Genomic DNA, 20,908 nt, shown 5'->3' with positions numbered 1-20,908 from the left:
CATCACCAGATTCAACCCACTGGATTCTCTCTAGACCGTAGCGGCCTCCGGCCGAGCGGCGCTGGACCAGACGGGTTTCCGAACCGCAGGCATCGCCTTGGAAGACCACCGGCAAGCTGTCGGAAATTTCTGCTGGATATGTCATCCAATACGCCTGCGCGCCAAGAAATTTCCGAGTCCCCGACAGCCCTTGTCAATGCCCCAGCGCTCGGCGAAGCTGGCCATCGGCCCACTACAGCACGGAAAGGACCAAAGCCAATGATCGACTCACTCCCTTCCCCCTACCCATGGGACAAACACGTGCGCCTGCTGCCGGTGCTGCGCGTGATCGTCCTAGTAGTCGTTCTCCTGTCGACGATCATTCTCGTCGAACACGGTGTTACGCCGAAGGCGGCAGTCGCCATCGTCGTCGCCGCTGCGGTAGCAGCAACTGAGATCCCGGAGCTGCTGCTCCGGAAACAGCCTGGGTTCGGGGATGAGTGACACCAAGGTTGCAGATTTCAAACGGCGCCTGGGCAATCTGGTCGAGCAGACCGGCTTGGACCAGGTGCAGGTGGCCAGGAGGTCCGGTTTGGTCCCCGCTACCGTTAACAAGGCGATACGTCTGCACCAGCCACTGCCCAGCCCCAAAACCACCAGAGCAATGGTAGGAGTCTGCCGCCGCCATCTGGAGCCCGAAATCTCCGAGGCTGAGCTGGAGGAAGAGCTGAGCAGGTGGCTCGAAGACCGGCAGGAAGCGGCCGACCAGGCCGACGAGATGGCATGCGTCACAAGGAAGATCGCCGACATACGACTCGCCGTGGTATCCGCACTATCCAGGTATCTCATTCTCGTTGAGCAGATGCGGGAGCTCGAGGACGTTTTCCGTGCACAGATCCTGATACCGGCGTGGGAGCTCAACCTGCGCAAGGCACAGCGCGAGCAGTTGCAACAAGCACACCGGCGTCTCCGGGCGAAAGCAGATAGCGGGGAGTGCCTGGATGTGGACGAGATCAAGGCCGCAATTGCCGCCGCGCGTGAGGTATTCGATGCCGACAGCGACGGCGATTCGGAGGATGAAAATGTCAGGTCGCCAAGTCTCGCCGTCGGGCATGACGATGCCGATGACAATCTCGACGAGGCCACGAAAGCGAGGATTCGCAGCGATTTCCGACGTGTCGTTGCTCGGAAAGTCCATCCCGACACATCGGACACCGATTTTGACGAATTCGCGCGTACCTTTGCCGCATTCAAATCGAGGGACTACACCTTAATGCGGGCATTCGTCATCCGGTACCGCGATGACAACGATTCCGAGGACACCCTTACACAACTGAAGGCTCACGTCCACGAATACCGCGATGCGCTGAAGCGTCTGGAAACCCGCCTAATCGCACTGGAACGCAAAGCCGCATCCCTCGGATTCACAACGCCGGAACAGGCACTGCAGCGAATCCAACAGGAGTCTGAAAGAATCCGGCGAGCCAATGCGGCGCAGTCCGAGAAGATTCGTGAGCTCGAAGACGACCTCGAATCACTGATACCGGGCGGATGAACAACCGCACGATCCAGAGCCCAAGCCCGAACCCGATGAAACAATCTCTCCCGAGGAGGAAGATAACGATGAGTGAATTGGTTCCGCAGAGGAAGTCGCTCCGGCCCGCATCGATCGTCAAGGGGATTCGTGAACTCTTGACCAAGGCACCCGCTGAGCGCGTCCGTATAGACGAGCAACAGGCGATCGCTATGGTTGTTGCGTGGATCGAGTCTCATGGTATCGATTACCCCACTGAAGGTCTGGTGGCGGATCGTTTCGAGGTGGGGTGGGACGTGTACGCGCCGGTGGATATCGACGACAGTGACCCGTGGGCGTTCCTGGACATGCCGGTGGGCAGGGCAATATTCATGGTAGGCGACTCCGGACGGATTAAGCAGACATCGAGTTCAGTTCCGCCGAAGGTTTCACACGACCAGATGATCGAAGAGGAACGCGCCGCTCGCGATCAGGGTTCCGAGTCCGACGCAGCGTTCGATCTGAGTGGAATCCGTCGGATTGAGGCCCCGCGGAACAGTGAGGCGATCTCGCCGGACGATGGCGACAACGATGAGTGAATCGGGAAGGATCGACGTATTCACCTTCGACATCCAAACCAACACCGGCCAGATCGTCCATCAACTCCCCTACACCGGTATCGGCCCCGTCCAATACAAAGACTCCGGCTACTTGCAGGTAGGCCAGATGTACTCGGGAGATGTGGTCTTCTCGGTGCCAGAGGGCCAAAGGATTATCCAGGTGATTGCTGTCGACAGTGGGATTGGTCGTAGCCCGTCCCAGAGTGGACGGTGCCGTGACGCTGGTGGCGATTTAGAATCTCGCCAATTGTCTAACGCTGGACTCCGAGCAATACAAGGACCGTCACGCTTATCGGGCACGGGATCGGACAGTTGAAGGAACACCGCGCCGTGGCAACCAGATACGACGAACTCGCTGTCCGCTACCAGGCCACCGTCCGCATCACTGCCATCAACCGATGGCTCCGACACCGGTGGGGCGGGTATGCGCCTGCCCTCACCCAATTTTGGCTAGTCATTAGGTGGCGACGTTGCTGAAGTCGAGCTTCACCACGGGGTATGGCTGTGTGGCGATTTGGGCGAGGAAGTCGTGCTTGCGTCCCCACCACTCGTTGATCTCGAACCGCATGATCGGATATCCGTAGGTGAGATGGCATCCTTCGGGAACGTACTGGTCGGTGTTCAGATCGCTGACCACGGCAACCGCACACAGTCCGGGAATGATGTTCCAGGGCAGTCGGATTGACTTGTTTTCGATGTCGATGTGAATTGTGCTGACGAGTCCCTGCCGTCCGGTCAGCTCGAAACCGACTTTCACTTCGTCGCCGTGCGCGTGGGCGTTTCGATGGATCGTCAGGATGATGTCGGCGAGATCGGGTTGTTCACCCTCGCCCAGCGAGGACGTGATCGCCAGCGGGAACCGAGTGCCCTGGACGTTGAGGCCGCGCGCGCCCATCGGACCGAGGATGTCATAGTTGTCCCGGAGGAAGCTGGTGAACGCCATCCGATCGGTAGTCTTGCGGGTGGCCCATTTCTTCGCGGTGGCGTGAACGGCTGCGCAAGCGTGCATCATCGCGGGCTCGTCTTCGTGACGGTCCAGGCATTCCAGTGCGTAGCGGATCGATTTGCCTACGTTCATGCAGGTAGCGTACGCATTTTAGGATATTGTGCGTCAGCCGATTATTGACGAGCCCCGAACCTGGAGCCGGGCAAGGGCGCTTCCGCTGTATCTACATGCTTGGTGACTCTTGCGCGGCCGGTACTCGCGATCTGCGATTGCAGGTGCTGACGACGGTGAGGGCGGGCGCGTGGTGGAGATGCCGCCGGGGTGTGTAGATCATGTCGCCGAGGAGATTGTGACCTGGACCGGCATCCCGGGCCTCGAGGTCGTGGTGCTCGGCGATGACCGCGCCGCGCGATCGACCTTGCCCAGCGACGGGCAGATGGGTTGCGGGAGACCGAGCATTGGTTGCTCGGCCCGTGATGCTGGGAGAAGGAGCGAGCGCTGGCACCGGAGTCTCCGTTTGCCGCTCTGTTACGGACAGGCGGAGTTTGCGTGACTTGTCGGTGCTCGCTGGCATCATTCAAAGAAAATCCTGGGCGAATGTCCTGGCCTACCAATGTCATTCATGGGGAACACTATGCAACGTAACCAATACCCGGGATTCTGCTCCGAATGCCGAGGCGGTGTAGCGCGCGACGGCGGCGCCCTTTACGGTGCCGGTGCGAGCAACACGATCGTCTGCGACTCCTGCCTGTTTGACTACTACGGCGAGAGTAAGGGGTACTTGGCCCCGCTGGCGGGGCAGCGGAGCAGATTCGCAGACCTCGCCGCTCGGGCTGAGCAGGGTCGGCGCGGCTCTGCCCCAGATCAACCTCAGTAGCGATTGCACCGAGGTTTCGATTGTGTAGTGGCTGGTGAGTAGGTTAGGTCCGCCAGCCTTGTTGGTTCATGCGTTCGAAGTAGGCATCGTCGGCGGCTTGTATCGCGGCTTCTGATTTCGGCTCACGCTGCTCGTCGAGGGTTTTCTGTTCGCCACTGCTCAGATGTTGGAGTTGGTCGCGGATCCGCGGGTCGGCTTTGTTGACCAGATGCTTGACCTTGGCTTTTGCGTCAGCTCGTGCCTTGCGGTGGCAGTCTCGCAGCACTGCAGCGAGTTGGCTGCCGGGTGAGTGCATAGCGCCTGGGGCGATCTGCAGGTCGGTGATGTCGCCGTCGGCGTCGACTTCGACGAGTACTCCTCGTGCTTCGCCACGGCCGCGTACCACAGCGATCGCTGCGGCGAGTTGCTGGCTGTTGCTGCGGATCTCGGTGAGTTCGCGTTGAAGTTGCCGCTCCCATTCCTGGATGTCTGTGGTCACTGTGAGCGGAGACCCTTCTCAGCGGGAACCGAGTAGATAACGTCGCCGGGTTCGATTCGAGACGACACCTCGGTGGAGAAGACGAGCGAGAACTTGCCCGGCGCGGGCTGGTGGAAGTCGAGCGCTTCCAGAACGCCCCGGTAGGTCGTTCCGTCTTTCTTGTGCAGCTCGACCTGTTGGCCCACTGTGAAGTCTCCGACGGCCCGGCCGACGACGAACGGGTTCGGTCGGAAACTGACCGGGAAGATGTCTTCAACATAGAATTCGCTCACTGCTCATTCTCCTTTCTTCCCAGTGAGATAGCGTTGCCAGAACGCTTCATCGGCGGCGTATGCCTCGTCTTCCAGCTCTCTGGTCACTCCTGTTCCCACTCTGCCTTGTGCGTACTGGTCGATGTGGACGCGCTCGTGCACCAAGTTGCGGAGCAGTGTTTGTTCATCGGCAAATGCGCTGGGGGCCAACGCGATATGTCCCGGGGCGGTGCTGGCGCTGGCCTCCATGTAGTCGAAGTAGCGCACATCATCGGCGGAGCTTGCTACGTCTACGCGGATGCCTGTGAGGTCGACACCGGCTCGGCGGGCGTATTCCTCGATGGTTTCTTGGGTCATCGGCAGATGGTTTCCGCTATCGAGAACCTCCTGGTTCGTGCGGGGTCCCATCCGAGAGAACAGTTGCCCATCGGTTAATACAGCGTCACGTCGGGCGAACGGAGTCATTTTGACTTTGGCGGCGCTGACCCAGTTGCGGACTCGCTCGAACAGCGGCTTCAGTCGTTCGGCAAGTGGTTTCACGACGTCGGTAATGAGCTTTGTCAGCTTCGTCGCGAGTTCGCCGATGAATGTCGTGATCCGGCGGGCGCGGATCGCGATACGTCCGGCCAAGGCCGCGTTGCCAACCCATTCGGACAGGGTTGCCGTGAACGGCGCCAGTGCGGCGAAAGCGACCTCGCCGGCAGCGGTTTCGATGGCGATTCCGCGTAGTTCCTCCAGGACCTTGTGGTGCGCCTCGTCGAGGTGGTGGGCGTACTCACCGCAGGCATCGCCGAGTGTCTGGCATGCATCGGCCAACGCGGTGAAATCCGTTTGCCGGGTCTGGCAGGTGCTGGCGGCGATCTCGATCTCGGGTGACTGTTGATTGTTGAGGAGCTCGACCGCCTGCGGGGCTAGACCGGCGACGGTGCGGTAGTCGGCCGCCGCAGTGTGCCAGGCAATCTTGGCGGCGTTCAATTGGTCTTGATGACCGTTGGGCCAGGCGAACCCGACGGCGTCCTTGATGATGGACCATCCGAACGGTTCAGGGATTCCGTCCCCAGCTGCTGAAGGGGCGTCTCCTGGGAGGCAGGGATCGGTCGAGAGTTGTGGTGTGGTGGGCGGTTGTTGGTCGGCTGGGTTCGCGTTTGTCTCGGCGACCTGGTGGTTGTATGCCCCCGCCACGATCAGATTCCTGGTCTGGCCGCACGCGGTTGCCAGTTTGGATGAGGTCGATATCGCAAGCTCGGCGGCTTCGTCGTAGCCTGACGCCCACTGCCCGCCGACGCTGTCGCTGCCAGCCATCCCCGCGTACGTGGTCAGCACTGCGACCAACGCGGAGTGGGTGGTAACAGTGTCAGTAGACATCTGGCCGAAAACCTCACCGGCAGAGGTATATTCAGCCCCTCGGTGCACGATGAGCGGCACTGTCGGTGTTGTCACTGCGGCCACATCCCGACGTTCGTTTGAACTGCGGCGGCGTAACTCGTGTGCGCTCGACGGGCCACCTCACGCAACTCGTCGAGGTTTTCCCGCATCTCTGCGGCACCCGCCATCCAACTATCGTGCGCGGCGCGCTGAGCCTGGGCTGCTTTGCTCGACCACGTCTGGTGCAGGTCAGCGATATGCCGGTCGATTTCACCCAACCAGCCCTCAACGGTGCGTCCGAACTTGTCCATCGTATCGATCGCGGCGTCGAGCTGTTCGAGGTCGACGCGGTAATCATCACCGGTCACGGCAGATCCAATCCCTGTAGTCCGGTGATCGCATCCTGGTTGATCGTGTCACGCGTCTCGTACTGGTTCGCGGCTTCAGCGAGGTTCGCCGAGGATTCCTCCAGAGCGGCGATGACCGTCTCGGCCCCGTGCTTCCATTCGAGCCAGGACTCGTCGTAGGCGCTGGCGGCTTTGCCTTGCCATCCATCGGCGAGAAGTTCCTTACCGATCGTGTCGTCGAGCTTCTTCAGCTCGTCTCGGATCGCCTGGGCCTTACCCGAGGTAAATCGTGCCGCCGCGCGTAGCCGGTCCACCTCGACCTGGAGCTCCCCGGACACCCCGCCTCCCTCCGTTGTGCAGCTCGCCCCTGAACTATATGACGCAGAGCGCACCCGCCCGGTTCCACGCCATGGCATGCCTGGACAGCTGGGCCAGGCAGCGGACATCCCGATGTCGCCTGGAACCAGGCGTGACACGATGCTGTCGAACTGGGTATCGACGATTAGGAGCGCGCGGCGTTGCGCGCCTTGGGGGTCGATCCAGATGATCTGCGCGTGCAGCTCGGGCAGGCAGGGGCGCGGCTGATCTTGCGGGAGTGCGGGATCTAGCTTTGTTTACGGCCCCGGAAGCTGTGGCTAGGGCTGCATTTCGCTCCTCCCCATGCGACTTTCACGGGCACTGGAGGAATCCCCACCTGAGCGGCCGTACTCGTCGGTCACGCTGCCGGGGACCGCGATGGTTGGATGATGCGTGGCGGCAGATGTACGGCTACCGAACGTGTGGAGGGGACTTGTTGGTGGATCAGCGACGGGTCTTGGTCGGAGGACGAACTGGACGGATGGGGCGCTCAGACACTGGCTGACGATGCGGGGATCACGCTGGCACGCAAGGAGTTCGAGAGTGCTGGCTACGTCGCGGTGCCACGGTTGATTCCTGCTCAACTGAGGTCGGCGGTGGCCTCAGAAGCTCTCCGGTTGGTAGAGCACATGGGTGTCCGGCGTGATCTCGTTCTCGCCGCGACGGGATACACGCCGCGGCGGATGCAGAACGTGACTCGGGCCGACTTCGCGTGCAACGGTTCGGTGATCGAGGCGATCTACGATCTCGGTCGTGTCCTGTTCACCGAGTTCGCGCATTACCAGCCGCTGGATGACTTCCATGCCGCAGATGTGCCGACGCTGATCGTGCACGGCGACCACGACACGGCAGTGTCGTATGACGTCGCTGCCCAGGCCGCGCGATCGCGATCACACATCACGCTGCACACGATTGCCGGGTCGGACCACGGATTCGATTCCCGGGCACGCGAAGACCAAGCGATCAGCACGACCGTCGACTGGCTGGTCGAACAGTCGATGTCGTGACGGGGGTGAAGCTCTCGCAACTGTATGCGCCGATCCGACTCCGTGATCGTCGGGGAACATTGCACGCTCGGGTATCCGAAGGAAGCCCGTATCCGAGACGCGCAACGCGAGCAGCACACGATCGGTGAACCTGTCGTAATCGGAGACCGCAACCTGTTGTTCAACCAGGTGGTAGTGAACGAAGGCACCACGCTGGGTACGGACTGTGCTCGAGGATCGTTCCCGGATCAGCTACGGCTGCCTGATCGGTGACCGGACGAGAGTCGTGCCCGGCGCATTGTGTGCGACCGAGTGCAGATCGGCGAGGACGCGTGCGTGGCAGGGTTCGTGTGCGATGCCATGGTCATCTTCGAGTGGTGGACACCGCATGCGCGCAAGGTGGGTCGGGCGCCACCGGGCAAGCGCCAGGCGCGGCCAGCAGTCGATCGCGAGCAGACCCAGGCGATTAGAGACTGGGCTCGTAAGAAGGGCATGGAAGTGTCCAGCCGCCCGGGCGAATCTCAATGGAAGTGGTTGAGGCCTACAAGAGGGCGAGCAATTAGCAGCTGTCGGCGCTTCGACAAAGTCGGAATGATCTCAGTGCGTCGGGATTACGCGAGTGTTGCGCGCATCCCCAGGAACTGCTTCACCTCTGCAACTGCGGCATGCGGCCGTACCGCAGTCGCGATTGCATCCAACTTGCGTTGTAATCGAGCGGACCCAACCGCGCTGATGCTGTTGAAGTTTGCCGTAAGTAGCGAACAGCCGTGGGCAGCATCGCCAGCCTTGATGTGGGTGTGGGCAAGCTCCAACTGCCACACGCTTCGCTCACGGGGCCATTGCGCTGTACCGGCAATAGCCTCCTGCAGGTAAGCCACGGCCTGGTTGTAGTCACCAGTTCCCACGTATGAAATGCCGGTCAGCCCGTTGAACTCCGCTTCGGGCAGCCATACCCAATCGGGGTCATACCCTCGTCCGGACTCGTACGCGCGGTGTGCCCGGCTAAGCGCTTTCTCCATCGCTGGCTTGTCAGAAGCGGCACCCAGCGCTTGTGCCTCGCGAAGAGTGGTCAGTGCGCGCACCTTCGGGCCACCGCTGCGACGAGCTGCATCCTGCGCGGCCTGTGTCAGATGTACTGAATCCTGCGGACGTGGCTGACGGCCGGGAAGTCCTTCCAGCCCGTCGGTATCCAGGTCGAGAATGCTGGCGTTGAGCAACGCGTGTGACGTGGCGATCCCGTCGCCTGCTGCGGCAGACGTCTGGGCCGCATCGGCGTAGTAGCGGCGGGCGGCGTTTCTACGATCCGCGTCGTAGTGCACCCATCCTGCGGCGGTCATCATCTCTGCGGTGGTCGTGGCCACCGCTTTGCCGGTGTCCTCGTTGTAGCTGCCCCTGTCGAGCAGCTGCTGGACGTAGCGAGCCTGGCCAGCCGCCAGATGGCACAGCCGGTCACCGCCAACAACGAGATCCAACTCGTGAATCTGGTTGATACTGTCCGTGATTTGAGCGACGTCGCTGGCACCGACTTTTATCCCGGATGACGCAGCGTGGGCTGGCACGTTCGCCGCGACCATGGCAGCGCCTGCGCCTCCAAGTGCCCCTGCTCTGAAGAAGTTGCGACGGTCCACGTCTGCCTCCTCGTCCGACTCCACTACCAGTATGGCCAGCGGAACCTGAAGCGCGCGTGCGACGAGTCGCAGGACACGGACGTCGTGTGAGGCGGGGCCGCCGCGCTCCAAGCCCGAGATTGCGGGCTGAGAGAAGTTGAGCAACCCTCCCAGCTCTGCCTGGGTCATCCCGATAGATTTCCTGATCCGGCGGATGACTTCGCCGGTTGTCATATACATATCCAGCGTCCCCAATTGTCGGCTGATTTGCCCAAGCTGTCTACCTGAAAACCGTTCCCCCGCAGAATATATGGGTTTTCGTATAAACGAAACGGAAACCTAAATTTCTGCGCCCACCCGGCGTTTTAGCGGCTTTACGGTCGGTTTCGGTACCCGGCACCGGGCCGACGCTGTTACCCCCTCGGGCGGCACATTGGCCCCTGTCAGCCAGGGCCGGTGGCCAAAGCCCCCGGTGCCGGGCACCGCCCGACCTTGCTGCTTGCTGCACCGGAAGAAGGACGCCCGATGCCCACGAATTCTCTTGCCATGTACCAACTCATCGCCCTGTGCGACGCGGGTGCCCATCAGGCACCGATGCTGCCGTTCACGATCGCCCAAGCGCACGAGATCATGCAGATCCATATTGCTTGCCGTGCGAAGCAGTGCCCGCGCAAGGCTGCCGCACAGCAGATCCTGATCGACGCCGGCCGGATGGTTCTAGCCCCGAACAGACTGCGGTGATGGTGGTGACGAAACACCAGTCGCATGTCGCATCGCCGCCGCGTCGAATTCGCCACATCCACATCGAATTCGGAGCGCTGAACTTGGATTACCAAGCCAGTGCCGAACAAGCCCAAAATGTGGCCGATGAACTGGCCCAGGGCTTTCCTGAATTCGTTGTCACGGTCGATGACGATGTGCGCCTCGATCTGCCGCCTTTGCCGTGCGGCGAACTTTGGGACTGACCTCACCGGCCAAGCATCGAGCACCAGTTGTCTGCGAAATGTAAAGGGACGCGCACTGTGCAATCTGACCATCAACCACCAGATCAATTTGTATTCGAGCTCTCACTGAACAGAGCGGCGTTGTTTTCAGCCCCTCCGGTTGAGGCTCGGCCCGATCAGCCACTGCCGGATGCGGGGCCGTTCCTGCGGGTGTTCGCGAGCGTAAACGAACCCGGCACGGTACTCATGCGCTGTGCCCGGCAGTACATCGGCATCTGGCGCTACGCCTACGAGCATCGCCGCAACACGGGCGTCCCGGCTGAGGAGCACCTTTCACTGCTGACGTGGCTGATCGACCGCGAAGCGGGCGGGCACATCAGCGGGATTACGGTCGACGCTGACGCACCGACGAATCCGTCGTCGTATGGCGAGATGGTGGCCTGGCTGAGTTGGAAGTACCTGCTGGTGGCGCTGCGGCAGGACCATTCCGCCCACGCCGAACACGATGCGGTGGAACTGAATCGGCAGATCGAAGCTCTCGACCGGTTGGTCGCCGATGCGAGGGCTGGACGGGTGCGGTTGCCGGACAAGGCCGGGGGTGTGTTTCCGCCGAAGACGATTCGGCCGGAAGGACCAACCAGCGACGAGGCTGACAGACCGCAGGCGAATGGATCGCCCGATGAGGCGGAGTGCTGATGACAAACTCCTTCAGCCACAGGACATTCGTTCAAGCCGAGGGAGTGCTCGCGGAGTACATGTGTCAGGTGCACCTGATGGAACTCACTCCTGATCGTGCTCGCCAGCTCCTCGAGATCCACCGCTACCACCATCCGGATGACTGCGTGGTGCATGCGGAGGCGGCATATCTGCTCGTGAGCGAGGACGAATCCTGAACGATGCCAACGCTGCTCGTCGCCATCCCGTGGAGCGGCTCAGTCGTCTTCACAGCGGTGTTGTGCTTCCGGTTGGGCTACTGGTGGAAGACGACCGAGCTACAGGGGCGGCATGCGGTAGGGAACGTGTCGAGTAGGGACGATCCGTGGGAGTCCAACGAGTACGAGCTCGGCGACGAAGTATTGACGAATGCATCGCCGTTGGCGAGGCCGCGGCGGTGGTGGAGCGAAGATGACGACACCGAGGTAATTCCGATGATCGACGACGCCGCAGATGACCAGTAGCTCGGACATGCGCCGTCAACGTGGCCCGCTCCGTTTCCGAAGCGGGCTGTTGGCGGCGAATGAGCCTTCAGTTTCGCCGCTTTGCACAGCCGAACTGCCTGTGCCCGTTCAGATCTCCCGATATCGCGCCAGGACTTGCTTCACGGCATCCGTAACCGGTGGTTCCTCTACCAGGCTGGTCCATGTGAACGCGTCGTGTTCGGTCAGCTGCACTGTGTCGGTATTCGCGACCTCGACCGTGAAGTTGAACTGGCGGCTCTTCTTGCCGCTGCCGGATTGGTAGTCGAACTCGCCCAGGTAGTTTCGGATGGCAGTGACGTCGAGGCCGGTCTCTTCCTTGACTTCCCGGATCAGGGCTTGGTCGATGGATTCGCCGGGATCGACTTTGCCGCTGGGAAGTTCCCAGATCCCACCCATGAAGTCGTCGGCGGGACGTTGCAGCAGTAGGATTTTGCCGCCGTGTTGGACGACGGCGCCCACGACGAGTTGTTGTACCTCGTCCTGGTCGGCTTCCCGCGTCAACTGCTCCAGCAGTGTTGTCTCGATCATCTAGTTCTACCCTTTCAAATCGGCGTGGTGGGTGATGACTTTGTAGAGCGCTTCGATGTAGCGGTCGACGAGCGGCAGGTCCTCGTCTCGATGCCAAACAGGGAGTTTGAGCGTGGCGTGGTGGAGCTCTTCGGCTCGTGGGTAGTCACCAGGGGCGTAAGCCAGCTTGCCAGTGAAGGCGGGAAACAGTGGACCTGGTTTTTGGAAGAGAGGCAGCAGGTTCAGCGGGCAGGTCGATCCTGGTCGGTCGAATTCGTGGCAGCCCTCGGCCTGCAACGCGGCGTGGAAGCGCTCGACGGGCACGTCGTCGAAGAACTCGCCGTCGTAGAGAATCGTGAGTCCGTACCACGCTGGTCGCGTGTTCGCTTCGTGCCAGGTGAGGGTCAGGCCCGGCTCTCGCTGGAGTTCGTCGTGGATGTGCTCGGCGATGCGCTGCCGCCCTGCGAGATAGTCATCCAGATGTGAAAGCTGTTCCAGCGCAATGGCTGCGGCCAGTGGGTGGATGCGATGCTTGAGTCCCATGCCCGTCACGGCGTAGCGACTGAGCTCAGAACGCGCTGGGATTTCGTTTCGGCACCGCTTGTTGTACTGACCATGCAGCAAGACACGGTGATACACCTCCTCGTCATCGGTAAGGATGAAGCCGCCTTCCCCGGCAGACAGCGGCTTCGGCCCGTTCATGCTGAAAGCGGCGGCTCGCCCGAACGTACCGAGCTTCTTCTCACCGATGCTCGCCCCGTGAGCGTGGGATGCGTCTTCGAGCAGTAACAGGCCGTGAGCGTCCGCCAGTGTGCGCAGACGTTGGACTTGTGCGGGCATCCCCCACATATGCGTTACCACAATGGCTTTGGTGCGTTCGGTGATACGTCGCGGCACGTTGACCGGATCGAGGTTCCCGCTCGTGTCGCAGTCGGCCAGGACTGGGGTCGCGCCCAGGTGCAAGAGCGGTGTGGCGGTGGCGAAGAACGTGTATGCCGGCACGATCACTTCATCGCCTGGCCCGATGCCGCAGGCGGCGTACATCGAATACAGCGCAGATGTGCCTGAGCTGGTGAGGATGGCGTGGCGGACACCGAAGTAGTGCTGAAGTGCATCTTCGAGTCGGGCGATGACACCCGAGCGGTCGTAGATCGAGATGCCCTCGTCGAGCTGGTCGAGGATGTCGATGCTGGTGGCCTCGGTCAGTGGCGGCCATGAAAAGTGCCGCGCTACTCCGGATATGACAGGCGCGCCGCCGAGCAGCGCCAGTGGTGAGGTCACAAGAGCTCCTTGGGATTGAGGTGGATGTGGGTGCGCGCAGCCTCGTAGCAGGCGGCGACAAAGGCCATGTGCGCGAGGTTTTCGGCTGGACCGCTGAGATTGGGTCGGGTGCCGTCGATGACGCGTTGGAAGTAGTCGATCTGGCAGGCCGCGGCCGAGGGCCAGGCTTGTTCACGATGCAGTGACTCGATGACCTCGCCGCTGTTGGTTAGTCGGCGGATTCGCCCACGCTCCAGATGCACGACGCCGTCAGACCCGACGAGTCGGATCTCTTCGGTCTTCGGCCCGATGAACCGCGAGAGGAGCAACGAGCCGTATAGGCCGCTGTCGTAGGAAAAGTGAATGAGCGCAGTGTCTTCGGCGTCGTAACGCCGGTCCGGTCGCGCACCGACCGACAGCTCGGCAGCGATACTGTCCGGCAATCCGAAATACCACAGGAGCAGGTCGATGAGGTGGTAGCCCATGTCGATCACGCAGCCGCCGCCCGCCTTGGCGGTCTGCCCGCGCCAGCCCTCGGACGGGTCATCGACATGCACGGTGTAGCGCGCGTCGATAAGAAACGGTGCGCCGATCTGATCAGCGAGCTGCGGGAAGCTCGTATAGATCGGATTGAATCGCCGTTGCAGCGTGACCATCAGCTCGATGCCGGATCGTTCGCACAAATCCGCTAGTTCGATGGCCTCGATCAGGTCGGTGGCGAACGGCTTTTCCTTGAGGACATGGACCTTGTGCTCCGCGGCCGACTCGATGACCGCCCGACCGGCGTCGTGTGGCACGCAGACCACCACCAGGTCGAGCGGCTCCGCCTCGAACATCTCGCGGTGATCAGCGAAGCCCGGCACTTGATGCAACGCTTGCTGCTCGCGCATGACGTTCGGGTCCTCATCGCAGACGGCGACCAACTCGACGTGATGCGAGGCCACCAGCGCAGGTAGGTGATCGTTGACAGCCTGATGCCCGAGGCCCACTACACCAGCGCGCAGTGTCGCGCTGCGGTCAGCGCCACGGCGCGCTGTGCGCCACCCGGATCCAACGTCCGGGCGGACGGTACGCGACGCTGGTGCCGCACCGAGAGCGCCCCGGACCGATTCACATGGTCTCATTGGTTCCCCCAACTGATCACGTTGTGCATGACGGCCCCCGCCAAATCGGAGCCGTTGTTTCAGCCTCACGCACGTGGCGCTTCCAAAAGAGGGCAAGTTACGGGGCAGATAATCTGCCCCGACTCAGGGTCGGTGCCGCTGGATAGACTCAACGGACCGATACCGGCAAGGGAAACGCATGCAACCAAACGTGCAACTCCAGCAGCGACGGGAAGCCACACCGTCGCAGGTGACACCTGGTCAGGTAATGGGCCGCGCCGAGCTGGCCGAGGCCGTCAACACCTACATCTGGCGCCAGCACGGTCAGCGGCGCGAACTCGATGCCCACACCATCGCCCGCTACGAGCGCGGCACTGTCCGTTGGCCCAACGAGCTCTACCGGGAAGCCTTCCGCGCCATCCTGCACGCCACCGAAAGCGAACTGGGCTTCGTACCGAATCGTCGGCGACGCGAAGTGGCGGCACAGCCAGACGGGTTGCTCGCGATAAACCTGTTCAGTCCTTTCGATCCAGGCATCGGTCCCGCCCACTATTTCGGCCCGAACGCCGACGACAAGCCGATCCGCCGTGTCGGCACAACCGAAGTCATCGACATCCAAACTGCTACGCGCACAATCGCTTCGGCGGAGAATTTGCGTGGTGGCGGCGCGATCAGCCTTGTCGCGGGCAGACAACTTGGCCGCTTCGTCCGCCTGTTTGATGGAAAAGCGTCGCCAGGCACCCGCCGGGCCCTGCTCGAAGCGATCGGCAACTTCGGCAGCGTCGCCGGATATGCAGCCTTCGACATCGGCGATCATGCGGCGGCCGAGCGCAGGTTCCGGCTCGCCCTATGGTGCGCCGACACAGCCGGATCATGGGAACTGCGCGCCAGCACAATCGCCGACATGGCACGCAAGATGGCATATGTCGGCAATCCTGATGGCGGATTGTCGCTCATCGAGCTGGCCCAGGTGCGATCCGACCGGCTCTCCGCCACAACACGCGCCATGCTCAGCGCTCTGCGTGCCCAATACTTTGCCGCCATGGAACGCCCTGACGACGCACTCTCCGAGGTGGCACGCGCCGACGAGTACTTTGCCCAGCGCAGCCCCGCCCCCGACGCTCCCTGGCTGTGCTTCTACGACGAGGCCGAGCACCTCGGCAGCACCGGCAAGGCCCTGATCCCGATCGCGCGGGCCCGCCACCGAATCGAGTTGGCAGCCCACCGGATTCGACAAGCCGTCGAACTTCAAGCCGCGGAATACCCCCGTTCCCAGACGTTCTCGCTCACCCGACTGGCTACTCTGACCATGCAGCTCGGCGACCCGAAAGAAGCAGTCGCCCTCGGAACCCGCGCCGCCACGCAGGCGAGCCAATTCGATTCCCATCGCATCCAGAAGGAACTGCAGCGATTGGCCGCTGCCTCGTCACGTCACCGGCGAATGAGGGACGTCGTAGAACTGTGCGAGATCATCACCAGCCGATCTGCGGCGAAAGCAGCGCTATGACCGCCACACCGTCATCCGAGGCAACACTGGCGAAGGCTGCCCGACGAGCTGGTCTTGCCCTGAACGAGCAGGAGATGATCCGCGAGGGATCCCACGCCATTTACCGCGTCGGTGACATCGTGGCACGTATCGGGAGACCGGGCAGCCTGAAGGATGCTGAGCGGGAGTTACGAGTGTCGCAGTGGCTCAACAGTTCCGGCATCCCGACCGTGGAGACGGTATCGGAACTGCCTCAACCGATCGTTGTCGACGACCGACCCGTCACCTGGTGGCATCTTATCCCGGACCATCGGCCCGCCACCCCTGCCGAACTGGGAGCAATGCTGCACGCACTGCATTCCTTGACGCCACCGGCCGATTTTGTGCTGCCGACATACGACCCGTTCGGTGACCTTCGCGAACGATTGGCGACGGCGCACAGGGTGGACGCCGATGACCGAACGTGGCTACTGACGCGATACGACGAACTACATCAGCAATATGACAAGCTGCCGGATCCGCTACAGCTCACGGTGATTCATGGTGATGCCTGGCAAGGCAACCTGGTCGTGCCGCCATCGGGCACTCCCACAGTCCTGGATTTGGACAAGGTGTCGATTGGCCGACCTGAATGGGATCTCATTCAACTCGCCGTCGACTACACCGACTTCGCGCGGATTCCCGCGGCTGACTACCTGTCGCTCGTGAACGCTTATGGCGGCCAGGACATCACGGGATGGTCGGACTTCAGACTCTTCGCCGATATCCAAGAGCTACGTTGGGTGGGGTTCGCGTTAGAGCGAGCAGCAGCGAATGAGAATGCGGCGCAACAAGCGAAGCATCGAATTGCTTGCGTGCGTGGGCAAGTACCGCAACCGTGGATATGGAAGGCACTCTGAGTAAGCCTGCTTGTCGTCGCGATTGATATTGGGACAATGTTTCGGGTGCGTGCTCGCTGCCCGGCCCTCACTCTAACGTGCGTTGCTGATAACGGCAGGGTGTGACGCTCAGAATCCGATCTCTCAAGCGTTAATCGGCTGTCGCAGGTTCTTGCCGTGGGCGCGGGAAACGGGGGACAGGGCCTGAGGTTTCGGGTGTTTGGCTGCTGAAAGTCGGCATCGAAACGGCTCGGACATCCATGATCAGCGGTAACGTACTGAACTGATCACGCGATGCGTTTGACGGACGGCGCGACGTCGGTCGTCGGGCTTCGCCAATCGGGTCGGAGGGGTTCGCCAATGCCACAGGACGCTGTCGTGACGGCGCAACCGCCCTCCGGGGTGCCTGCTGGCGGCTTCCCCATAAACTTCGCGGCGCACCAAGTGCGCGCCAATGTGCATGGGGCCCGGCAGGACTTTGAAGAGATGATCGGCCAACTGGTCCGTGCGGTCCGGCCTGGGGTGGCAAGGGTGGTCGCGGCGAACCCTGGCGACTGGGGTATCGACGTCTTCGTCGGCAACCTCGGCGGCGTGGTGACAGTCTGGCAGTCGAAGTACTTCTATCCTGAAGTCGGCAAAAGTCATCAGGAAAAGATTCGCGAATCTTTCAGCTCGGTAGTCAAGAATGCGAAAAACCAGGGCTTCGCACTATCTCAGTGGATCCTTTGCGTTCCGTCGAGCATGGACGGTCCTACGACGAAGTGGTGGGACAACTGGAAGCGGAGGAAAGAACGTGAGTTCGGGATCGTTATCGAGCTGTGGGATGAGACCGAGCTGCGCAGGTTGCTGATCTCGCCTGACGCGGAATGGGTCCGCCGACACTATTATGGGCCTTCCCGATCTGCGCGGCCTACAGTCGAAGTCGTGGGCCTAGCCGAGGCGGAAGCCGATAGGCTGGAGACGGCGCTGTTCGTTCGACAATTGCGGGAAGCTGGACATACGGAGGTTATGACCTCCAAGCAGCAGTTTTTCAATGCAGAGCTCATGGCACGGGAGATAGTCGACAAGGGTGTACCTGCTGAAGTCGCAGCACTCTCCTCAGCCGATGCCGTTGTACACAGCGTGTGGGAGGACAACTTCAACGAGGCGTGTCAAGCAAGCGAGGACGCGCTTCTGCTCGGATTGCATAAGGCGGTGATGAGCGAAATTCGTTCACAACACACAACTTTGGGCGCGGGTCTGCCCGGCGGCCCTGTGCACACCTGTGGACTGATGCACCGTGTGGTTGACAGTCGGCGAGCAGGGTGGGTGAGGCACTGGCGTCAGATTGCCGATGAACATGTGCAGGCTGACGATGTGCTCCGACCGGATCAAACCACCAGTATTTCTGAGCCGTCAGTTACCGAGACGTCATGACGACACCTCCTGTCCTAGTTGCGGAAGTACCTGATCGTCCACCGGTTGTGGTGCCGGAAGACGACGTCGTGTTCCGTCTTGCCCAGTTGCTTCTCCTCCTGGCGTCGTTGCAACGGATGCGGGAGCCTGGTATCGCGTTGGAGCGATTGGGTTGTTATGACTTCTTGGTCGCCAATCCCTTGCTCGTACTCACCGACGAAAAAGACATGGACCGAAAACGCCTGCTGCTGGCGGGCTTCGACGGGCGAGCGTTGAATTATGCAAGCCCAGCGCACCGGTTCACTACTCGCAGAGAGCGCCTCCAACACGACCTGGCCCTTCTGATCGCCTACGGTCTGGTCACGCCCACCGTCGACAAGAGCATCTTCTACACAATCACGCCATCGGGTATCGACCTGGCGGGGAAATTCACAGCTGTCTACGCACGGTCTTATTGTTTGTCAGTGGACATCATCGTCCGCCGCCTTGAACGACTGAGCGACAAGCGTCTTCGTGAAGCGGTGCATACCTGGACCACCGTCGAATGTGACACCCCTCGACCGGAGATGCTGAACCTGCTCGACACGGTCGTTCTGCTGCACAATCCGTCGGCCATAGATGGCCTACCGGGCGTCGGGGCCGCCTCATCCACTGACGACGGACTGCCGATATGAGCGCACAAGAAGAGCCCATAAACACTGAGCCGCAAGCGACAGCAATCCCGGATACCCAAGAAGAGCGGCCCTATGGCTCCGGACAGGAACCCAGCCTTCGACAAGGCATCCGAGTTCTTCGACTGAGACTGAAGGGAATCGACCGCGATTACGAAGTCGACTTTCGGGATGCAAAGGACGGACGTCCGCGGTCGCTGTCGGTGATCGCCGGAGCGTTCAGCACGGGCAAGTCCTCGGTACTCGAGTTCATTGCCTACTGTCTCGGCGCCGACGTTCATCCGCGACACCCCGAGATCCTTCGCAAGGTCAGGGCGGCACTGCTTGAGGTGGAACTCGGCGATCAGCCGCACGTCATCGAACGGGCTGTGGGGGAAGCCTCGACGACCGCGTTCGTCCGATGGGGACGCCTTGGCGAGATCGAAACTCCGCCAATGGAAAAGCGCGTCGTCAAACCCGCCGGCGACCCGAAGAGCCTGTCCAGCCTGCTGCTGTCCTATTGCGGCCTGGAGGGGGTGGAACTGCGGGAGGCGCCCACGCAAGCAGAGTCCGCCACAGATCCGCTCAGCATTCGAGACCTGATGTGGCTGTGCTACATGCCCAACGAACGCCTCGACGACAAGAACCTGTTGTTCGAAAGCTCTCACCAAGTGAAGAAGCTCAAGCTGCGGCAGGTCGTGGATGTGGTATTCGGAATCCACGATGACAAAGCAATCGAACTCGGCCGGCGTGTGAAAGAACTGGAATCCAGACTAAGTAACGCACGCGGCGAATACACCACGACTCAGGTGTTTCTCGATGAACAGGAACTTGGAACCCGCATCCAGGTCGAACTGGCCCGTGACGACGCTGAACACGCATCCTCCGAAGCGATGCGCGCATTGGCAGACGTGGATCACCAAATCCACGCGACATCGACATTTGCGACGGAGCTGCGGACCCGGCATCGCGACGCAGCACGTCGTGCCCTGGAAGCTGCCGCGCTGCTTCGTGACCGTGAGACGCAACTGCGCCGGTTCATTCCGCTGAGAGCTCAGTATGCAGACGACGTCACCAAACTTACGATGCTCGCCGAAGCGCGGATGCTTTTCGATCCACTTCGCGTAAAGGTGTGCCCGGCATGCCTGACCGCCCTGCAGAATGCTCCACATATCGCCGATGGACACTGCACTCTCTGCGCTGCCAGAATTATGGCGCCTGATGCCGTGCAGAGTGCAACGTACGACAGTCGAATCGGCAATGGCGCCATAGAGATAACCAGTTCGGACGACGCGATGACAGAACCTAAGTTCGACGTTTCTTCAGAGCTGAGGGCCACCAAAGCCCGCCTAGCGGAGATCACCAAGTACGTCGAAGACCTGGACGCAGAATTAGCTAGTCTTCGAACGGTCGCAACAGCAGCCAACAACGAAGAAGCTAGGCTTGCTCGGTCGGTCGATATTGCCACAAACGAGGCTGTCAGCCCGTTTCTCAGTCAACGCGACGACCTGATGCGTCAGCAGCAGGCTGCGGCCGCCAGCTTGGAGCGGGCACGAACCGCTATCAAGCTGCTCGACAGCCTCGACCGCCGCGGCGCCGCGGTTGCGAGGCTTGAGATTAGTCTCAAGGCATTGCGGGTGGAGCTGGCAGAAGCCACGGCGCAGCCCGATCGCAACGATGTGATCCACCGTGTTAGTGAGCGGTACGCGCAGATCCTTGTCGCCTGGTGCTATCCTAAGCTCGAACAGGCTTTCATCGACAGGAATCTTGTCCCGCACATGCGGGGTTCAAGCTATGCACACGCTTCTTCAGGCGGGCGCACATTGATCTCGCTAGCCTGGATCCTGGCGTTCTTCGAGATCGCATGGGAGACCGGCAGCTCCCACCCCGGCTTTCTGATGATCGACAGTCCACAAAAGAATCTCGGACAAAGTGGCAACCGTGACGCAGAGTTCGCTGACAGCGTGGCCGTCACAGATTTCTACAAACACCTTCACGACTGGCTTGCTGGACCTGGACAAGGTGCCCAGATTCTCGTCGTGGACAACGCCCCGCCCACCTCGGCCGACGACGAGGTCGTCGTCCGATATTCGCGGCGAGCGGACCGGCCTCCGTATGGGCTGATCGAGGATGAGGTGGCCTGAATGCCTAGCGCCGCGT

25 protein-coding genes and 1 pseudogene are annotated in these 20,908 nt (G+C 61.4%); 15 read left to right on the top strand and 11 right to left on the bottom strand.

Annotation, left to right across the window (positions count from 1 at the left end; all coding sequences use genetic code 11):
* The first annotated feature begins 258 nt into the window (after positions 1–258).
* From ON44_RS41730 to ON44_RS41720, 3 genes are all read left to right on the top strand, one after another.
* On the top strand, positions 259–483 hold the full coding sequence (locus ON44_RS41730; RefSeq protein WP_157187587.1) for a hypothetical protein: 225 nt from the start codon (positions 259–261) through the stop codon (positions 481–483).
* Positions 476–1,534: a hypothetical protein gene (locus ON44_RS41725; protein ID WP_040700449.1), complete on the top strand. Its 1,059-nt coding sequence runs from the start codon at positions 476–478 to the stop codon at positions 1,532–1,534. Before ON44_RS41730 ends, ON44_RS41725 begins: the two co-directional genes overlap by 8 nt.
* Positions 1,535–1,602: 68 nt before the next feature.
* Positions 1,603–2,091, top strand: a complete 489-nt coding sequence (locus tag ON44_RS41720) for a hypothetical protein (protein WP_157187586.1) — start codon at positions 1,603–1,605, stop codon at positions 2,089–2,091.
* A 478-nt stretch (positions 2,092–2,569) separates the two neighbouring features.
* On the opposite strand, the gene ON44_RS41715 is transcribed toward ON44_RS41720, so the two are convergent.
* From ON44_RS41715 to ON44_RS41690, 6 genes are all read right to left on the bottom strand, one after another.
* Positions 2,570–3,190 (bottom strand): Rv1289 family protein, encoded by a 621-nt coding sequence (locus ON44_RS41715; RefSeq protein ID WP_040700447.1) that lies wholly within the window; start codon positions 3,188–3,190, stop codon positions 2,570–2,572.
* 788 nt (positions 3,191–3,978) lie between these two features.
* Positions 3,979–4,413, bottom strand: a complete 435-nt coding sequence (locus ON44_RS41710; protein ID WP_040700445.1) for a YbaB/EbfC family nucleoid-associated protein — start codon at positions 4,411–4,413, stop codon at positions 3,979–3,981.
* Positions 4,410–4,685 carry a hypothetical protein gene (locus tag ON44_RS41705; protein ID WP_040700444.1) on the bottom strand — a complete coding sequence of 92 codons (276 nt, stop codon included), beginning with the start codon at positions 4,683–4,685 and terminating at the stop codon, positions 4,410–4,412. Before ON44_RS41705 ends, ON44_RS41710 begins: the two co-directional genes overlap by 4 nt.
* Before the next feature lie 3 nt (positions 4,686–4,688).
* Positions 4,689–6,104: a WXG100-like domain-containing protein gene (locus tag ON44_RS41700; RefSeq protein ID WP_040700477.1), complete on the bottom strand. Its 1,416-nt coding sequence runs from the start codon at positions 6,102–6,104 to the stop codon at positions 4,689–4,691.
* Positions 6,101–6,397, bottom strand: a complete 297-nt coding sequence (locus tag ON44_RS41695) for a WXG100 family type VII secretion target (protein WP_040700443.1) — start codon at positions 6,395–6,397, stop codon at positions 6,101–6,103. Before ON44_RS41695 ends, ON44_RS41700 begins: the two co-directional genes overlap by 4 nt.
* Positions 6,394–6,714, bottom strand: coding sequence for a WXG100 family type VII secretion target (locus tag ON44_RS41690; protein WP_040700442.1), 321 nt, complete (start codon positions 6,712–6,714; stop codon positions 6,394–6,396). Before ON44_RS41690 ends, ON44_RS41695 begins: the two co-directional genes overlap by 4 nt.
* A gap of 405 nt (positions 6,715–7,119) precedes the next feature.
* Between ON44_RS41690 and ON44_RS54450 the strand changes: the two genes are divergently transcribed.
* The gene (locus tag ON44_RS54450; protein ID WP_083898496.1) at positions 7,120–7,740 is read left to right on the top strand and encodes an alpha/beta fold hydrolase; all 621 of its coding nucleotides are present in this window, start codon (positions 7,120–7,122) and stop codon (positions 7,738–7,740) included.
* A 339-nt stretch (positions 7,741–8,079) separates the two neighbouring features.
* Positions 8,080–8,223 (top strand): annotated as a pseudogene (locus tag ON44_RS53215) (Lsr2 family DNA-binding protein); the annotation flags it as partial.
* A gap of 107 nt (positions 8,224–8,330) precedes the next feature.
* Here ON44_RS53215 and ON44_RS47545 read toward each other — a convergent pair.
* The gene (locus ON44_RS47545; protein ID WP_157187585.1) at positions 8,331–9,560 is read right to left on the bottom strand and encodes a helix-turn-helix domain-containing protein; all 1,230 of its coding nucleotides are present in this window, start codon (positions 9,558–9,560) and stop codon (positions 8,331–8,333) included.
* 222 nt (positions 9,561–9,782) lie between these two features.
* Between ON44_RS47545 and ON44_RS41675 the strand changes: the two genes are divergently transcribed.
* The 5 genes from ON44_RS41675 to ON44_RS41655 all read left to right on the top strand — a co-directional run bounded on the left by ON44_RS41675 (position 9,783) and on the right by ON44_RS41655 (position 11,448).
* Positions 9,783–10,067: a hypothetical protein gene (locus ON44_RS41675; RefSeq protein WP_157187584.1), complete on the top strand. Its 285-nt coding sequence runs from the start codon at positions 9,783–9,785 to the stop codon at positions 10,065–10,067.
* Entirely contained in the window at positions 10,064–10,291 is a 228-nt protein-coding gene (locus ON44_RS41670) for a hypothetical protein (protein WP_157187583.1), read from the top strand. Before ON44_RS41675 ends, ON44_RS41670 begins: the two co-directional genes overlap by 4 nt.
* Positions 10,292–10,480: 189 nt before the next feature.
* Complete coding sequence (locus tag ON44_RS41665) at positions 10,481–10,966, top strand: hypothetical protein (protein WP_040700436.1); 486 nt, start codon at positions 10,481–10,483, stop codon at positions 10,964–10,966.
* Positions 10,966–11,163, top strand: a complete 198-nt coding sequence (locus ON44_RS41660; protein WP_245567541.1) for a hypothetical protein — start codon at positions 10,966–10,968, stop codon at positions 11,161–11,163. Before ON44_RS41665 ends, ON44_RS41660 begins: the two co-directional genes overlap by 1 nt.
* 3 nt (positions 11,164–11,166) lie before the next feature.
* Positions 11,167–11,448 carry a hypothetical protein gene (locus ON44_RS41655; RefSeq protein ID WP_040700434.1) on the top strand — a complete coding sequence of 94 codons (282 nt, stop codon included), beginning with the start codon at positions 11,167–11,169 and terminating at the stop codon, positions 11,446–11,448.
* 108 nt (positions 11,449–11,556) lie between these two features.
* On the opposite strand, the gene ON44_RS41650 is transcribed toward ON44_RS41655, so the two are convergent.
* From ON44_RS41650 to ON44_RS53620, 4 genes are read right to left on the bottom strand one after another with little or no spacing between them, the layout of a single operon-like run.
* Positions 11,557–11,997 (bottom strand): NUDIX domain-containing protein, encoded by a 441-nt coding sequence (locus ON44_RS41650; protein ID WP_040700432.1) that lies wholly within the window; start codon positions 11,995–11,997, stop codon positions 11,557–11,559.
* Between the two features lie 6 nt (positions 11,998–12,003).
* Entirely contained in the window at positions 12,004–13,257 is a 1,254-nt protein-coding gene (locus tag ON44_RS41645; RefSeq protein ID WP_040700431.1) for a DegT/DnrJ/EryC1/StrS family aminotransferase, read from the bottom strand.
* Positions 13,254–14,180 carry a Gfo/Idh/MocA family protein gene (locus ON44_RS41640; protein WP_245567540.1) on the bottom strand — a complete coding sequence of 309 codons (927 nt, stop codon included), beginning with the start codon at positions 14,178–14,180 and terminating at the stop codon, positions 13,254–13,256. The genes ON44_RS41645 and ON44_RS41640 overlap by 4 nt, the downstream gene beginning before the upstream one ends.
* Before the next feature lie 44 nt (positions 14,181–14,224).
* Entirely contained in the window at positions 14,225–14,350 is a 126-nt protein-coding gene (locus tag ON44_RS53620) for a hypothetical protein (protein WP_281005845.1), read from the bottom strand.
* Positions 14,351–14,538: 188 nt separating this feature from the next.
* On the opposite strand from ON44_RS53620, the gene ON44_RS41635 reads away from it, so the two are divergent.
* The 5 genes from ON44_RS41635 (at position 14,539) to ON44_RS41615 (ending at position 20,892) form a co-directional block, all read left to right on the top strand.
* Positions 14,539–15,846 carry an NsdA family TPR-like regulatory protein gene (locus ON44_RS41635; protein ID WP_245567539.1) on the top strand — a complete coding sequence of 436 codons (1,308 nt, stop codon included), beginning with the start codon at positions 14,539–14,541 and terminating at the stop codon, positions 15,844–15,846.
* Positions 15,843–16,724 carry a phosphotransferase enzyme family protein gene (locus tag ON44_RS41630; protein WP_040700429.1) on the top strand — a complete coding sequence of 294 codons (882 nt, stop codon included), beginning with the start codon at positions 15,843–15,845 and terminating at the stop codon, positions 16,722–16,724. The genes ON44_RS41635 and ON44_RS41630 overlap by 4 nt, the downstream gene beginning before the upstream one ends.
* A gap of 357 nt (positions 16,725–17,081) precedes the next feature.
* Positions 17,082–18,119, top strand: coding sequence for a serine/threonine protein kinase (locus ON44_RS41625; RefSeq protein WP_174415259.1), 1,038 nt, complete (start codon positions 17,082–17,084; stop codon positions 18,117–18,119).
* Positions 18,116–18,772 (top strand): ABC-three component system middle component 2, encoded by a 657-nt coding sequence (locus ON44_RS41620; RefSeq protein ID WP_083898494.1) that lies wholly within the window; start codon positions 18,116–18,118, stop codon positions 18,770–18,772. The genes ON44_RS41625 and ON44_RS41620 overlap by 4 nt, the downstream gene beginning before the upstream one ends.
* On the top strand, positions 18,769–20,892 hold the full coding sequence (locus ON44_RS41615; protein WP_218007764.1) for a hypothetical protein: 2,124 nt from the start codon (positions 18,769–18,771) through the stop codon (positions 20,890–20,892). The genes ON44_RS41620 and ON44_RS41615 overlap by 4 nt, the downstream gene beginning before the upstream one ends.
* Positions 20,893–20,908 lie beyond the last annotated feature (16 nt).

The sequence above is a fragment of the Nocardia vinacea NBRC 16497 genome, assembly GCF_000308835.1.
Taxonomy (GTDB): domain Bacteria; phylum Actinomycetota; class Actinomycetes; order Mycobacteriales; family Mycobacteriaceae; genus Nocardia; species Nocardia vinacea.
The sequence above is the reverse complement of the archived record's forward strand: the minus strand, read 5'-3'. Positions and strand labels throughout refer to the sequence as shown.